Source organism: Arenibacter palladensis (genome assembly GCF_900129275.1).
Classification (GTDB): Bacteria; Bacteroidota; Bacteroidia; order Flavobacteriales; family Flavobacteriaceae; genus Arenibacter; species Arenibacter palladensis.
Genome location: NZ_FQUX01000009.1, coordinates 144,870 through 159,835, shown reverse-complemented (window position 1 = coordinate 159,835; position 14,966 = coordinate 144,870). Strand labels below are relative to the sequence as shown.

Sequence of the window (14,966 nt, the reverse complement as noted above, 5' to 3'; positions counted from 1 at the left end):
GGATAATATAGTTTGGGATAGTTTTAGTAAAACCCCAATAACGAAAAAGCCATCTTTTAAGATGGCTTTGGTTTATCGATATATGGTCTGGGTCCTATCTGGTCCTACCGAGACAATCTTGATAGGTACTTCCAGTTCCTTTTCCAGAAACTTAATATAATCTATCAGGGTATCTGGAAGTTCATCGGATTTGCTCATTTTGGTCAAATCCTTTGCCCAACCTTTCATTTCAGTATAGACTGGGGTAACATATTCCGGTTCTATGCTATAGGGCAAATGCTTTATTTGGTTTCCTTTATAGTTATAGGCCGTACATACTTTTAGTGTCTTAAAGCCACTAAGCACATCCGCCTTCATCATCATCAATTCCGTAACTCCATTAATTTCAACGGCGTATTTAAGTGCTACAAGGTCTAACCATCCACAGCGTCTTGGTCTACCTGTGGTGGCGCCAAATTCGTTTCCAACCCTGCCCATGGTTGCACCGTCCTCATCAAAAAGTTCTGTGGGGAAAGGTCCACTGCCCACGCGGGTAGTATACGCTTTGAAAATACCCAATACACTACCTATTTTATTGGGAGCCACACCCAATCCGGTACAAGCTCCTGCTGCCGTCGTGTTGGATGAGGTTACAAAAGGATAGGTTCCAAAATCGATATCCAATAAGGATCCCTGTGCACCTTCCGCCAATATTTTTTTGCCTTCCCGCTGTGCATTAAAAATATACTCTTCACTATCTATGAAGGTTAATTTTTTTAGTTCTTCCACCGCCATAAAGAAGTCGGCCTCCAATTCCTTCAGGTCATATTGAATCTCAACATTGTAAAAGCTTATCATGGCCTCATGTTTGTTGGCTAATATCCTGTACTTTTCTTTCCAGTCCGAGAATTCCAAATCACCAACTCTCATTCCGTTCCTTCCGGTTTTGTCCATATAGGTCGGGCCAATACCTTTTAGGGTAGATCCAATTTTAGCCTTGCCTTTGGAGGTTTCCGAAGCCGCATCCAATAAACGGTGGGTGGGTAAAATTAGATGGGCCTTTCTAGAAATAAATAATTTTGATTTAATATCTAGATTGAACTTTTTTAGATTATCCAGCTCCTTTTTAAAGATAACCGGGTCTATAACCACTCCGTTGCCAACAATGTTCACAGCGGTTTTGTGGAAAATCCCTGAAGGAATGGTATGCAATACATGTTTTATACCATCAAATTCTAAAGTGTGGCCAGCATTGGGGCCACCTTGGAAACGTGCAATTATGTCATAGTTTTTTGTTAAAACATCAACTATTTTCCCTTTTCCTTCATCTCCCCATTGGAGTCCTAGTAGTAAATCTACTGCCATTATTTATGTAATTGGATTAATTATTCGTGTTCTCTTCTTTATTTCGTGTTCCGTAAAAATAGAGCGAGTGGGTGTTGATCTTGATGTTGAAAACCTCCTCGATGGTCTTTTTTATACTTTGAATACGTGGATCGCAAAATTCCATAACCTCACCGGTATCCGTTAGGATAACATGATCGTGCTGTCTGTCAAAATAGGATTTTTCGTATTGGGCCTGATTTTTTCCAAATTGGTGTTTTCTTACCAATTTGCATTCCAAGAGAAGCTCAATAGTATTGTAGAGTGTGGCCCTGCTTACCCGATAATTCTTATTTTTCATGGTGATATAGAGCGATTCTATATCAAAATGTTCTTCGCTATCGTAGATTTCCTGTAAAATTGCGTAGCGCTCAGGTGTTTTTCTGTGACCATTTTCCTCCAGAAAAGTGGTGAAGACATTTTTGACTATTTCTTGATTCTTATTTTCGCCCATAGCATTTACCCAGCGTTAGGGTACAAATGTACAGTTAAAATTTAAATTCTGGATACTTTATCGATGCCGTTAATGCGCTTTAGATTATCTATAACTTTTTTAAGGATAGCATTGTTTTTTACAACAAGGGTAATTCTTCCCGAGAATGTTCCCCCATCCGTACTGAAATTAATATTTCTCATATTCACATGTAGGTTGCCTGAGATTACCTCGGTAATTTCACTGATCAAACCTATGTTGTCTATCCCGGTAAGCATTATTTCCACGGTAAATTCTTCTTGGGAAGAATCGATCCATTTAGCGGATATGATTCTGTAGGCGTAATTGGACTGAAGGGAAATGGCGTTAGGGCAATTTTTTTTATGCACCTTAATTCCATCGTTTACGCTAACAAACCCAAATACCTCATCACCGGGTATGGGGTTGCAACATTGGGATAATTTATATTCCAATTTGTCCTCTTCCTTACCAAAAACAAGGGTATCATATTTTGTGGTTATTTCTTCCTTGTGGATATCCTCCGGAACTGGGGTCCTCTTTATTTTATTTTTAAAGAAGGTTATAAATGCGTTGCTATAGGAGGCCGCAAAATCTTTCAACATCTGATTGTCAATAGCCCCTATGCCCACTCTATAGAACAGGTCCAGACTGGTCTTAAGCTTAAAAAAGACGACCAACTTATTTATGGTGTCCTCGTTAAGGGTAATTTTTTGGGATTTTAATTTACGCCTAAGGATTTCCTTGCCCTCCATGGCCGTAGATTTCTTTTCTTCCCTTAATGAAGATTTTATTTTGGACCTGGCTCTTGCCGTTGTGGCGTAATCCAACCAGCTTTGACTGGGTTTGGCCGTGTCCGAAGTAAGAATGTCCACTTGATCGCCACTCTGCAATGTGGTATTTAAAGGTACCAGTTTGCCATTTACTTTGGCCCCCCGGGTATGCATGCCCACTTCGGTGTGTATATTGAATGCAAAATCCAATGGGGTGGCCCCTTTAGGAAGGGATTTTAATTCCCCTTTGGGCGTAAATACAAATATCTCTTTGGAATAGAGGTTAAGTTTAAATTCCTCTACAAAATCTACAGCATTGGTATTCGCATTTTCCAAGGCTTCCTGTAGTTTGTTTAACCACTCCTCAATACCCTGTTCTTTTTGATTGCCGTGCTTGTATTTAAAATGTGCGGCATAGCCCTTTTCGGCAATTTCGTGCATTCTTTCACTTCGGATCTGAACTTCCACCCATTTTCCCTTTGGGCCCATTACAGTGATATGCAAGGCTTCATAACCTGTAGATTTGGGGGAGGAAATCCAATCCCTTAAACGGACAGGGTTAGGGGTGAAGTGATCGGTAACGATGGAATAAATCTTCCAAGCCAAAAACTTTTCGTTATGCCGGTCCGATTTATATATGATCCGAATCGCAAATTTGTCATAAATCTCATCGAAGGATACATTCTGAACCTTCATTTTTCGGCGAATGGAGAATATGGATTTCATCCGGCCCTTAATGTAGTAATTAAGGTTTTCTTTATCCAATGAGTCACTGATTACACCGGAAAAAGCATCGATATAGGCCTGCTGTTCTTCTTTGGACTCTTCAATTTTACCTAAGATGTCTTCGTAAACATCCGGTTCCGTATACTTAAGACTAAGGTCTTCCAGTTCCGTTTTAATATTGTAAAGCCCTATTCTATGCGCTAATGGTGCATATATGTAAAGGGTTTCCGAGGCTATTTTCACTTGTTTATGCTCTGGCATGGAATCCATAGTGAGCATATTGTGATACCTGTCCGCAATCTTTATAATGATAACCCGAACATCGTCATTAAGCGTAAGGAGCATTTTTCTAAAATTCTCCGCCTGTTGGGAAATGTTCATATCCTTTTTCAGGTGGGCAATTTTAGTGAGTCCGTCTACGATCCGTGCAACGGTCTCGCCAAACAAGCGTTCTATGTCCGCCAGCGTATATTCGGTGTCCTCAACAACATCATGGAGCAGGGCAGAAGCTATGGAAACTGCATCCAAACCTATTTCGGAAGCCACAATTTTGGCTACCGCTATGGGATGGAAAACGTATGCCTCTCCCGATTTTCTTCTTTGGTTCTTGTGGGCATCTACGGCAATATCAAAGGCAGAGCGTATCAATTTCTTATCCTCATCGGTAAGGCTTTGATAGCTTATGCGGAGCAGTTCCTTATATTGCTTCGCTATTTCCTTGTTTTCTTTCTCTATTGCAGCTTCGGTCATCATAAATTAAAAATAGCACAAACTATGATAGTAGACAACAAAAATTATGCCTTTAAGTTTTCAATTCTGGACATTAGGGTTGGGTGCGAGTAGTGCATAAAAACATAGGCAGGATGAGGAGTAAGATTGCTTAGGCTATTCTTGGATAATTTTTTCAAGGAGGTAATCAGAGGTTTGGAAGCAAAGGTTTCCTTGGCAAAATCATCTGCCTGATATTCAAATTTTCTGGACATGGCGTTCATGACCAATCCGGTAATTTCGGAGATAGGGCTATATAGTATTCCAAAACCTATAAGCGCTGCGTGAAAACTGGGTTGCGAAACACCAATAGCCAAGGAAACCTCAGGATTATTTATAAAAATGGACAGGATAAAAAGGGTGAAACCAGTAAGTAAAATGGAGGCCGATAAATTGAAAATGATGTGTTTTCTTTTGTAATGTCCCACTTCATGTGCCAGTACCGCTACAATTTCGTCTTCTTCAAGGTCATTGATCAGGGTATCATACAGGGTAATTCTCTTTTCCTTGCCAAATCCGGAAAAATAAGCATTGGCCTTGGTAGATCTTTTTGACCCATCTATCACAAAAATATTTTTTAATTCAAATCCTACCTTTTTGGCATAAGCTTCAATTTTACTTTTTAAACTACCTTCTTCCAAAGGGGTCTGTTTGTTAAAAAGCGGAACTATCAGCTTGCTGTAAAAAAGGTTCATGAAAAGTGAAAAAAAGGCTATGAGGGCCCAGGCATAAATCCAAAAGTTGGTGCCGGCCCATTGAAAAAACCAGATAATCAAAGCAAGTATTCCTCCCCCAAGAATTATCATCATAATCCAACCTTTAATCTTATCGGTCCAAAATAACTTTTTGGTACTCTTGTTAAAGCCGAATTTCTCCTCAATTACAAAGGTGTGGTAATAAGAAAAGGGGGTTGTGACAATATCATTGCCTATCATAATTATACCGAAAAAAATAAGAGCAATCAGAATAGGGTTGTCACTGTAGCTCCTGGCAATGGTATCTATCCATTCAAATCCCCCGAAAATCAGAAATATTAAGGTAAGGCACAGGGAGAAGACAGAGCTTGCCAATCCAAAGCGATAGTTGGTTTTTTTATACTCCTGCGATTTTCTGTATTCCTCCTTGTCGAAAACGTCGTTCAGCTCATTGGGAACAACATCCGTATAGCGTTGGGCGTTCAAATATTCCAGCACGGCTTCAATTAAAAATTGAATCAATAAAATGGCGATTATGATATAAAAAAGGGTATTACTATTCATTTAAAAGGCTAATGGATTTCAATATTATTATATGTCGCAGTTTTGCGGATGCCGGTTTTTCCTTAAAATCCCCGTTGTCTCCTTGCCTCAAAGATAAGTATTGCTGCGGATACGGAAACATTCATAGAGTCTATTTCTCCATGCATGGGAATTATAATATTTTCGGTTGCCTTGTTGAGCCATTGCTCGGATAGACCTGTAGCCTCTGTTCCCACTACTATTGCCGAGCCTTGGGTGAAATCTACTTTTGTATATGGTTTGGAGGCACTTAATGCCGCACAGTTGATGGCAATATTATGACCCATTAAGAATTGGATTATTTCGGGTGTGGATCCCATGGCTATATTGGTAGTGAAAACGCATCCTACACTGGAACGGATTATATTTGGGTTGTATAGGTCGCTTTTTGGGTTGGCAATGATTACAGCGTCCAAGTCGGCAGCATCGGCAGTACGGAGTAGGGCGCCAATATTGCCTGGTTTTTCCGGGGCTTCCGCCACTAAAATAAGTGGATTGTCGTTTTTGAATTTTAAGGACTCCAGAGAATGCTCCCGAGATACTGCTATGGCCAATATACCCTCTGTGGTATCCCTATGTGCCAATTTTTGAAAGATATCCTTTGATATGGCAATTACTTCGGGGGCAGGGGAAATATTTTGTATTAATTCCAAAATAGTATCACTAGGCACCAGTTCTGGAAAGAAAAGAATGGCCTTTAAGGTATACTGTCCCTTAATGGCGAGTTGCAGCTCTTTGATGCCTTCAATAACAAAAAGCCCATTTTTTTTTCGTTCCCGGGATTTTTCCTTTAAAGATATTGTACTCCTTACCAAGGGGTTGTGAATACTGCTTATCTCTTTTATATAGCTCATTTGTGCAAAAATAATATATTATGTTAACTTAATTATGGTTTTACGACCAATGGGGCAACTAAAATAAGTAAGATGAAATATGTAATTGCAGTTGTGCTATTGGCTAGTACGCTATCCTGTAAAATGGAAAAGAACTCAAAGGGAATTGAAGTGGAATTGGCAGAGCCCAAGACAGAAACAAGGGTTGACCTGGAACGATATCCAGAACCGTTAACAAAGGTTTTTGAGGCCCATGGGGGGTTGGCAAATTGGAAAGATCAGAGGACTTTGATCTTCAAATTGGGAGAGGAACTGCATACTATGGATTTACAAACCAGAATGGATAGGGTGGACGGACCAGCTTATTCCCTTGGGTTTGATGGTGAAAAGGTATGGCTGTTGAACGAAGAAAAAGCGTTTAAAGGAGATCCTGTATTTTATCACAACCTTAGGTCTTATTTTTTCAATATGCCTTTTATATTGGGTGATGATGGAATTGTTTATGGTGAAACTGAGGATTTGGTATATGAGGGTGTCAATTATCCCGGTATTGCCGTAAGTTTCAAATCAGGAGTCGGCACCTCCTATAAAGATGAATACTTTTTGCATTATGACCCCCAAACTTTTAAAATGGCATGGCTTGGTTATACGGTCAGCTACAGAAGTGGAGAGCGTTCAGATAAAGTAAGTTGGATAGGGTATCATGATTGGGCGGATGTAAACGGCCTTAAGGTGCCCAAGGAATTGACTTGGTACAGTTCGGAGAGGCGCACGATTAAGGAGCCTCGAAAACCAGTAGTGTATGAGGGAATTGAATTTAGTGAAGATGCCAAACCGGCAAGTTTCTTTGAGAAGCCCGAAAACGGGATATTTGTTGAAGGAAAGGTACAGAAGTAGTACTCTTTAAATAGGAAAAGGGGTTGGAAACAAATAGTTTTCCAGCCCCTTTTTTTGTTTTTGATAACCTTTGACTATTTACCGTTGTATTTTTCCATGTATCTTTTCCATAACTCCGTTTGGTGGGTTTCCAATGAAATGTCCCTTCCGTCAATAAAGGCTCTACTCAATTGGTTGGTCCGCATATCCAGTGCGTCGCCTTCAGAAATAAACAGTGTGGCACTTTTACCTACTTCCAAGGTTCCGTAATCTTGGTCAATTCCCAAGATTTTCGCCGGATTTTGTGTGATCAATTGCAGTGCTTTTTCTTTGGCAAGTCCTTGTTGAACTAGCTGTCCGGCATAAAACGGCAGGTTTCTATTTTGAAAATTTTTAGCATCCGTGTTTTGCATAGCTACCAATATTCCGCTATCGGATAGTATTTTGGGCAGTTTGTAGGGGAGGTCATAGTCATCGTCCTCAGAAGACGGCAAGTTGTGGGGAGCCCTTACCAGTACGGATATTTGATGCTGTTTTAAGAAATCAGTGATTTTGTTGGCGTGATAACCCCCAACCAACACAACTTCCTGTATCCCTAAATTTTTGATGTTGGTAATGGCGTCCAATATTTCCTTTTCACCATCAGCATACACATAAAGCTTTTGTGTACCATTGAACAAGCCTTGGGTAGCCTCAAATGCCGGATTGATTTCTGGCGCCGGACTGTTACCATAGGCTTGGGCATTTTTAAAAAAGCTAATTATTTTATCCTTCTCCTTTGTGTAGTTTTCATTGGGTTTATGCCTACGGTCCTGGCTTTCGGAAGAAGGACTTCTTTTAAATCCGTTTGGCCAAGATAAATGTATGCCGTCATCGGCCTTTACCACTGCATCTTCCCAGTTCCAGGCATCGAACTGCATAACGGATGATGTTCCTGAAATAGTGCCCCCTTTAGGCGATATTTGTCCCAGGAGTACTCCGTTGGGACGCATACTTTCCACAACTTTGGATTCGGCATTATAGGCGATTAGGCTTCTAACATGGGGTATTATTTCCCCAATTTCATCCTTGTCATTGGAGGCCCTAACAGCATCTACCTCTATCAACCCCAAGGAAGCACAGGTGACAATGAAGCCAGGGTAGACATGTTTCCCATCGGCCTTTATAATAGTTCCCTTTCTGGCAATTCTGGTCTTGGCATCACCTACAAAAGAAATTTTTCCACCCTCGAACATGATAAGGGAGTTCTCTATAACTTCACCGTTACCCAAGTGGGCTACAACGCCTTCAATACTTATGGCTTCCTTCTGTGCGCTGGCGGGAGTTTGTTGTGCGGTTCCTTTAATGGCAAATGACAACAGAACAAGTGCTATTGCGTTTCTTATATTTTTCATCTTAATTTTTATTTTAAAGGCTGTCACAATGCAATTCCTCTTGGTTTTTTTTCTTCGGTTCCTGGGTAGGGCTGCCGTTGTCCTTTTCTTTAAGCATAAGGTTGATTAGTAGGGCCTTTTCTTTTTTTATGGCTTCCCTTTGTTGCTTGTCTTTTTCCAGATCGAAATATACAGCTCCCTCAATTATAGTTTTTTCCACCATGGCATAAACGGATAGGGGGTTGTTGTTCCAAAGTACCAGATCCGCGTCTTTTCCTTCCTTGATACTTCCCACCCTATCATCTATATGCAAAAGCTTGGCTGGGTTTATAGTAACCATTTTCCAGGCTTCCAGCTCGGTCATCCCACCATATTTAACAGTCTTGGCAGCTTCCTGGTTTAAACGTCTGGACATTTCTGCGTCATCACTGTTTATGGCAACGGTAATGCCTTGGCTCTGCATGATGGCCGCATTGTAGGGGATGGCATCGTTTACTTCGTACTTATAGGCCCACCAATCACTAAAGGTGGATGCCCCTACACCATGTTCGGCCATTTTATCGGCAACTTTATAGCCTTCCAATATATGGGTGAAGGTGTTAACTTTAAAGTTGAATTTTTCTGCCACTTTCATAAGCATGTTAATTTCGCTTTGAACATAGGAATGACAGCTTATAAAACGTTCCCCATTAATTATTTCCGCCAAGGTTTCCATCTCTTCGTCAAACCTGTAGGGCTGCCCACTTTTTTTCTTGAGATCATATTCTTTAGCCCTTTGGAAATAATTGATAAACGTTTGTTCCACTCCCATTCTGGTCTGTGGAAATCTGCTAAAACTGTTCCAGTTGGATTGTTTTACGTTTTCACCAAGGGCAAACTTTATAAATTTGGGAGAGTTGTAATAAATCATCCTCTCTGCACTGGCACCCCATTTTAATTTTAGGATAGCCGACCGTCCGCCAATAGGATTGGCAGAACCGTGCAGTAGTTGGGCAGAAGTTACACCACCTGCTAAATCACGATAAATTCCAATGTGTTTGGGGTCTACCACATCTTCCATTTTTACCTCTGCAGAGGAATTCTGACCGGATTCATTAATGGACAAAGCAGCAATATGCGTATGTTCATCAATTATACCAGCGGTCAAGTGTTTTCCTGTGGCGTCTACCACCGTTGCCCCACTGGGTTTTAGGTCTTTGCCTATTTTGGCAATTTTGCCGTTTTTAACAAGTACGTCTGTATTTTCCATAATACCTACATCCTCACTGGTCCAAACCGTGGCATTTTTGAACAGGATGGATTCTGGTTTGGGTTGCTCGGAATAGCCGTAGCCAATGTTGGGAAATGCAATGGGTACTACCACTGGTTTTTTCTGGGTAACGTCTTTTTCTTTTTCGGAAAATGCTGAGGTCATTATAGCGTTAAAGGTGGTTTCGGTACCATCGGGCAACAAAAGTTTACCTACAAGATTATCTGAGCTGGATGCTACCATTGCAGATAACCTAAATGCTTGGTCACCATCTTTGTTATTAAAGGAGAGTGTAAGCCAATTATCGTCGTAATTAATTTTGGAAGTCAATTTCTCCTCTCCTTCTTTTACCTCCACCTTAGGTTTGTCCGTCTCTCCGGTAATTGATAATTGGAACATCTTTTCCCCGGCAATTAAATTGTAGTTTCCACGGATATCCTTAAGTTGCTTGTCATGGATAATATGCTTTTGGCCCTGTACCCAATTTTCATAGAGAACAGTTCCCTTGTCAAAAATATCCCCTGAAGTAATTAAAAAATTAGCTTGACTACCGTTTAGTAAGGAACCGATTGTATTGGATTTGCCCAAAATCTGTGCGGGAATCGTGGTGAGCGCCTCCAAAGCCTTTGTTTTTGATAAGCCATACTCAATAGCCTTTAATAAATTATTTCTGAAGGCGGAGGTAGATTTTTGGTCATGGAGTGTAAGTCCAAAAGTTATGTTGTTTTCTTCAAGGACTTTGGGGTTTGTAGGTGCCTGGTTCCAGAAGCGCATATCTTCCAGGCTTACGTAATCTGCCAAATATGGGTCGGAAACGTCATAAGGATCCGGGAAGTTAATTGGAACGATCAAGGTGGCATTGGTAGCTTTGATTTCCGCTACGCTTTCAAATTCATTTCCTCCTGCAAGTATGGTGTAATTAATGTTGAACATATCCCCGATCTTATCTGCCCTTAATACGTTGTCCTTGTCCTTGGCTTCGAATATTTGAACTAGACCTTTGTTGGCGTTCAGCGCCTCTAAGGAAAGATCCTTGGTGGTTACATTGCCTTTGGCGTACCAATCTGCATCAAAGTACATTTGCCTCAACAATGCCAAGGTGCCCATTAAAGAAGTGGGATAGGCTTGTCTTTTGGCAACGCTTTTGGTCACCGAAAAGTATTGTGCCGATTTATCTGCCAATACCCTATCAGAATCATTGCCAAATTCGTTCAATGAAATTAAGGCGCCGTTTCCACGGGCAATTCCATCCTGTATATGGGTGTTTACAACCCCAAATCCTGCTTCCCTTAATTCCTTTGCTTTTTTACTGTCGTAGTTGAATCTGGAAATTGCATTGTTTTCCGGCATTATATGGTCGTTCCAGTAAAAACCTTCCCTAGAGGGTTCATATTGTGCCGATCGCCCCCCTGAAGCTGCTGCTTTGGGTATGTCTACCCCAAAATCTGAATAGATATCAATGAATGAGGGATATATGGATTTTCCCTTTAGATCTATCAATACTGTGTTTTTGGGAAGTTGTACAGTCTTTCCAGCCTCTATTACTTTTCCCTTCTGAATAAGCAATATCCCCTTGTCCAATACTTTGGTCGGGGTTATATGGATCTTGGCATTGATGAAAGTCGTAAAATTGTTGTTCTCCGCCTTTACGCCATCATTTTTCGGAAAGTAGTCTTGGGCCGATAGCGTTAACCCGTAAAAAAGTGAAACAAGTACATAAAATCGTATTCTCATATATCAATGTATTCTTTATTAAAATGGGTTTAAAAATAATATATCCCATAAGAATATCAATAGGATTTAGACTTATTATACCGTAAAAATCAGTCCTGGATTTTGAAGATAAACAAAAAATTCTGCTATGCATTGACCATTATGGAACAACGGGGTGGCAAACGGTTATAACATGTCCATTAGATTGGATTGTCGCGGTAATAGTTTACCAATAGGGTCACCACGGCATTGTAGCTTTTTATTCCTTCCTTCTGACTGTTGGCCTTTAAAAAAGTATTGAATATAGATTTAAAAATAGGCTCGGTCGGATTTTCATGTGCCTCCCAAAATTCGGCAATTTCTTTATAATTCTTTTTTACTCCTGGATTCAGTTTGTTGTACTGGTGTTTAAACTCCTCTTGGTCGTGATTCGCAAGATCATTAAGGCAATAGCTTAGGGCGTAAGCATATGCGGAATATTTAAAATAGATATCCTCATTGCTCACGGTTGCCAAATAACCAATAAAATTGGTTTCATTTTCTGCGGAAAACCCCAATTGGTGGCCTATCTCGTGGCCACATATAACAGGAAATCTGAAATTGGGAAGTTCACTATTTGCCTGGGCTTCATTGGTGAAAGGGTTTAAATAACCGCCATAACCCATATAACTCAAAGGGATGCTGAATATGGATTTTTTTAAGCTGGGATGGTGGTAGGTAAAAAGGGGAATTTTGTTTTTTAGGGATTGGTAGCCTTCCAGGGTGCGGCCCATAATTTCTTTCTTGGTATAGGGGACTTGAACTATTTTACTGGTGTCGGCGGTTATCTTGAATTGGATTTCATTGGTTTTAAGCACCAGTTGTTCCACAAAATCTACCAGGTCTTCTTGGCTGTGTTTATCGCCAAGTTGCAGGGATTGCGAAAGCGGTTGCCTGTAATAATTTAATCCCCACAAGAGATGAAATGTAAAATAAGCAACGGACAAGACCATAGCTACATCCCGCATAAACCCCCATAGTTTGTTTTTAATGGCCATTCTATTCACGAGGATATAGCGCACTCCCAAGATAATTAGAAGTGCATAAAGAATGTCACCTACGGAAAAAGGGATCCATCCCATTAAAATACGCCAAAATCCGGAAATATAAGGGTATATACCTTTGCTGTAATAGGTTTCTATAAATTCAGGGTATTGCCCAAGCCATTTTACCAAGATTATTTGAGGGACCAATAAAAGGGCGATAAGATTTTTAATTTTAGTATTCATCGGGTCAAAAATAGCCAATAATCTAGCATGGTTGTTTTTCTATCTGTATTTTTGACTTCATAATTTATAAATATGAATAAGGAAATAAGAGTTTTAGAGCCTAAAAATATCTGGAATAAATTTGCCGATTTAAATGCTGTTCCAAGACCATCCAAACATGAGGAGCGAGTAATAGAATTTATGATGGACTTTGGTAGGTCGCTTGGTCTTGAAACCACCAAGGACGCTGTGGGAAATGTAATAATTAAGAAGCCTGCATCGGTGGGTATGGAAGATAGGAAAACCGTAATTCTACAGTCGCATTTGGATATGGTACACCAAAAAAATGCTGATACGGATTTCGATTTTAGCACCCAGGGTATAGAGATGTATGTTGACGGAGATTGGGTAAAAGCAAAAGGTACCACCTTGGGGGCCGATAACGGTCTGGGGGTAGCTACCATAATGGCATTGTTGGAGAGCAAGGATATTTCCCATCCTCCTTTGGAAGCTCTATTTACCATAGACGAAGAAACTGGAATGACAGGGGCCAAGGGATTACAGGGAGGACTTTTGGAAGGGGATATTTTGTTGAATCTGGATACAGAGGATGACGATGAAATTGATATTGGATGTGCCGGAGGAATAGACATTACTGCGAAGGGAGTTTATAGGGAGATTCCCTTGGACGAAGGCTTTGCTGCCTATAAAATAGTGGTAAAAGGTCTCTCTGGAGGCCATAGTGGAATGGATATACATTTAGGACTGGGTAATGCCAATAAGATCATGAATGATTTATTGATCATGGGGCATGAGCAACTTGGTTTAAGGATTTCTAAAATTGATGGTGGAGGATTGCGAAATGCAATTCCTAGGGAAAGCACTGCTTTGGTTGCGGTAAAAGTATCGGACTCCAAAGAATTGGAAACTTTGTTTAAAGATTGGGCAAGTAATTTAAAAAAGGAGTTTGCGGCGACCGAGCCTAATCTTGTTATTTTTTGCGAACCTGCACCTCTTTCACAAATGGTTATGGAAGCCAAGGACCAGTTGGCACTAACGGAAGCTATTAAGAATGCTCTTAATGGGGTCCATGCCATGAGCAAAACCATGATAGACTTGGTGGAGACATCCAATAATATTGCAAGGGTGGAGGTCGGAGATGGCCAGATAAAGATTGCATGTCTAACCCGGTCATCCGTAGAGGCCGGTAAAATGGAATTGGCTAAAAACCTACAGAGCAATTTTGAAAAGGCTGGGTATGAAGTAGTTTTAAGTGGGGAATATCCTGGTTGGAATCCCAATCCTGATGGGGCTATCCTGGAACTGTTACGTACAAAATATAGGGAGCTTTTTAATGAGCAGCCCAGAGTAGTTGCCTGTCACGCAGGTTTGGAATGTGGAATTTTGGGAAAGAATTATCCTGGAGTAGACATGATAAGTTTTGGACCAACTATAAAAGGTGCCCATTCTCCCGATGAACGTGCCAGCATATCTTCCCTGCAAAAATTTTGGAAATTCATTTTGGAAATACTTTTGGAAATTCCAAAAAAGTAGTTGGCCTATGGCCTGAAAGCTGCATAGGTTTTAAGATGTACAGGTCTGTAAAACAATTATATAGCTTGATATAAAAATCCTCCATCTTTTCTAGATGGAGGATTTTTTTTTTTAGGATTACATGATTAAATTTCTTATATTTAAAAGAGTCAAAAGATATCAATAATGGGAATTAAAAGTTTTCAGGGGCCTAGAGTTCAACAACCCAGTGAAGAAGCACCACTTAGGGTATGCGACTATATGACCAAAAAACTGATTACTTTTAAACCAGAACAATCTGTAGAAGAAGTAATCGTGGCCTTATTGAAGTATAAAATTTCTGGTGGTCCGGTGGTGAATGATAGGAATGAATTGGTCGGGATGATTTCTGAGGGGGATTGTATTAAGCACATAAGTGAAAATAGGTACCACAATCTACCGAGCTCCAATTTGACGGTGGAAGGACACATGATAAAGAATGTGGAAACCATTGACGGCAATATGAATATTTTTGATGCGGCCAATAAGTTTTTGAACGAAAAGCGAAGACGTTTTCCAATAGTGGAAAATGGAAAGTTGGTGGGACAAATTTCCCAGAAAGATATATTAAAGGCTACCTTAAAACTTAAATCGCAAAACTGGAAATAGGATGTCCTCCTAGGTTTGGTCAGAAGGGGAAATGCTTCTCAGGACTGGATGCGTTTTTGTTGGTAGCCGTATTTGCATAACGAAATAAGTAATAAAAAAAATCCTAGTTGATCTTCAATATAGAGACCAACTAGGAT

The 14,966-nt window shown here is 40.3% G+C and carries 11 protein-coding genes; 3 read left to right on the top strand and 8 right to left on the bottom strand.

From position 1 onward, the window contains the following. Nucleotides 1-72: 72 nt before the first annotated feature. The 5 genes from BUA60_RS19510 to BUA60_RS19490 form a co-directional block, all read right to left on the bottom strand. Entirely contained in the window at nucleotides 73-1,344 is a 1,272-nt protein-coding gene (locus BUA60_RS19510) for an adenylosuccinate synthase (RefSeq protein ID WP_072864693.1), read from the bottom strand. A gap of 16 nt (nucleotides 1,345-1,360) precedes the next feature. Further along, the gene (locus BUA60_RS19505) at nucleotides 1,361-1,816 is read right to left on the bottom strand and encodes a Fur family transcriptional regulator (RefSeq protein ID WP_031444710.1); all 456 of its coding nucleotides are present in this window, start codon (nucleotides 1,814-1,816) and stop codon (nucleotides 1,361-1,363) included. Between the two features lie 41 nt (nucleotides 1,817-1,857). Further along, nucleotides 1,858-4,062: a RelA/SpoT family protein gene (locus BUA60_RS19500; RefSeq protein ID WP_072864691.1), complete on the bottom strand. Its 2,205-nt coding sequence runs from the start codon at nucleotides 4,060-4,062 to the stop codon at nucleotides 1,858-1,860. Between the two features lie 44 nt (nucleotides 4,063-4,106). Further along, a complete protein-coding gene (locus BUA60_RS19495; RefSeq protein WP_072864689.1) occupies nucleotides 4,107-5,339 on the bottom strand; it encodes a M48 family metallopeptidase in 1,233 nt (410 codons plus the stop codon). 62 nt (nucleotides 5,340-5,401) lie between these two features. Then, nucleotides 5,402-6,211, bottom strand: coding sequence for a TrmH family RNA methyltransferase (locus BUA60_RS19490; protein ID WP_072864687.1), 810 nt, complete (start codon nucleotides 6,209-6,211; stop codon nucleotides 5,402-5,404). A gap of 72 nt (nucleotides 6,212-6,283) precedes the next feature. On the opposite strand from BUA60_RS19490, the gene BUA60_RS19485 reads away from it, so the two are divergent. Then, entirely contained in the window at nucleotides 6,284-7,087 is an 804-nt protein-coding gene (locus BUA60_RS19485; RefSeq protein WP_072864686.1) for a DUF6503 family protein, read from the top strand. A gap of 74 nt (nucleotides 7,088-7,161) precedes the next feature. Here the strand turns inward: BUA60_RS19485 and BUA60_RS19480 are convergent, their stop codons facing one another. The 3 genes from BUA60_RS19480 to BUA60_RS19470 form a co-directional block, all read right to left on the bottom strand. Then, nucleotides 7,162-8,460, bottom strand: a complete 1,299-nt coding sequence (locus BUA60_RS19480) for an amidohydrolase family protein (protein WP_072864684.1) — start codon at nucleotides 8,458-8,460, stop codon at nucleotides 7,162-7,164. 13 nt (nucleotides 8,461-8,473) lie between these two features. After that, on the bottom strand, nucleotides 8,474-11,422 hold the full coding sequence (locus BUA60_RS19475; protein WP_072864682.1) for an amidohydrolase family protein: 2,949 nt from the start codon (nucleotides 11,420-11,422) through the stop codon (nucleotides 8,474-8,476). A 179-nt stretch (nucleotides 11,423-11,601) separates the two neighbouring features. Beyond that, nucleotides 11,602-12,669 carry a DUF3810 domain-containing protein gene (locus tag BUA60_RS19470; RefSeq protein ID WP_072864680.1) on the bottom strand — a complete coding sequence of 356 codons (1,068 nt, stop codon included), beginning with the start codon at nucleotides 12,667-12,669 and terminating at the stop codon, nucleotides 11,602-11,604. A gap of 72 nt (nucleotides 12,670-12,741) precedes the next feature. On the opposite strand from BUA60_RS19470, the gene BUA60_RS19465 reads away from it, so the two are divergent. Next, nucleotides 12,742-14,202: an aminoacyl-histidine dipeptidase gene (locus BUA60_RS19465; RefSeq protein WP_072864678.1), complete on the top strand. Its 1,461-nt coding sequence runs from the start codon at nucleotides 12,742-12,744 to the stop codon at nucleotides 14,200-14,202. A gap of 165 nt (nucleotides 14,203-14,367) precedes the next feature. Continuing rightward, nucleotides 14,368-14,829, top strand: a complete 462-nt coding sequence (locus BUA60_RS19455) for a CBS domain-containing protein (protein WP_072864674.1) — start codon at nucleotides 14,368-14,370, stop codon at nucleotides 14,827-14,829. The last annotated feature ends 137 nt before the right edge of the window (nucleotides 14,830-14,966 follow it).

What these genes read in the sequence shown, in the direction of transcription:
- BUA60_RS19495 (WP_072864689.1), bottom strand. Translation starts at nt 5,339, where the DNA reads ATGAATAGTAATACCCTTTTTTATATCATAATCGCCATTTTATTGATT.
- BUA60_RS19490 (WP_072864687.1), bottom strand. Translation starts at nt 6,211, where the DNA reads ATGAGCTATATAAAAGAGATAAGCAGTATTCACAACCCCTTGGTAAGG.
- BUA60_RS19485 (WP_072864686.1), top strand. Translation starts at nt 6,284, where the DNA reads ATGAAATATGTAATTGCAGTTGTGCTATTGGCTAGTACGCTATCCTGT.
- BUA60_RS19475 (WP_072864682.1), bottom strand. Translation starts at nt 11,422, where the DNA reads ATGAGAATACGATTTTATGTACTTGTTTCACTTTTTTACGGGTTAACG.
- BUA60_RS19480 (WP_072864684.1), bottom strand. Translation starts at nt 8,460, where the DNA reads ATGAAAAATATAAGAAACGCAATAGCACTTGTTCTGTTGTCATTTGCC.
- BUA60_RS19510 (WP_072864693.1), bottom strand. Translation starts at nt 1,344, where the DNA reads ATGGCAGTAGATTTACTACTAGGACTCCAATGGGGAGATGAAGGAAAA.
- BUA60_RS19505 (WP_031444710.1), bottom strand. Translation starts at nt 1,816, where the DNA reads ATGGGCGAAAATAAGAATCAAGAAATAGTCAAAAATGTCTTCACCACT.
- BUA60_RS19470 (WP_072864680.1), bottom strand. Translation starts at nt 12,669, where the DNA reads ATGAATACTAAAATTAAAAATCTTATCGCCCTTTTATTGGTCCCTCAA.
- BUA60_RS19500 (WP_072864691.1), bottom strand. Translation starts at nt 4,062, where the DNA reads ATGACCGAAGCTGCAATAGAGAAAGAAAACAAGGAAATAGCGAAGCAA.
- BUA60_RS19465 (WP_072864678.1), top strand. Translation starts at nt 12,742, where the DNA reads ATGAATAAGGAAATAAGAGTTTTAGAGCCTAAAAATATCTGGAATAAA.
- BUA60_RS19455 (WP_072864674.1), top strand. Translation starts at nt 14,368, where the DNA reads ATGGGAATTAAAAGTTTTCAGGGGCCTAGAGTTCAACAACCCAGTGAA.